Below are 223 nucleotides of genomic sequence, written 5' to 3'. Positions count from 1 at the left end.
GATTTAGATAATGGAGCAACTGTTGTTGACCATTCAAAACCTGAAACATTACAATATGTTTTAAACGAAATTCCAACAGCAGAATATACACAAATTAAATTTGGCCTAGGTATAAAAACTGAATTAAATACTTTAGATCAAGTCAGATTTCCTAATTTTTATGCAGCAGCTGAAGAAAACGATACTGAAATGATGTGGGAATGGGGAACTGGTTACCGTTTTA

1 protein-coding gene is annotated in these 223 nt (G+C 32.3%); it reads left to right on the top strand.

The annotated features are described in order from the left end of the window. A partial coding sequence (locus tag H2O73_RS24595) for an MbnP family protein (RefSeq protein ID WP_220457811.1) occupies positions 1–223 on the top strand: 223 nt, incomplete at both ends.

This window comes from Vibrio marinisediminis, from assembly GCF_014050145.1.
In the GTDB taxonomy this organism is placed as follows: Bacteria; Pseudomonadota; Gammaproteobacteria; order Enterobacterales; family Vibrionaceae; genus Vibrio; species Vibrio marinisediminis.
This window is presented reverse-complemented; position numbering and strand designations above follow the sequence as displayed.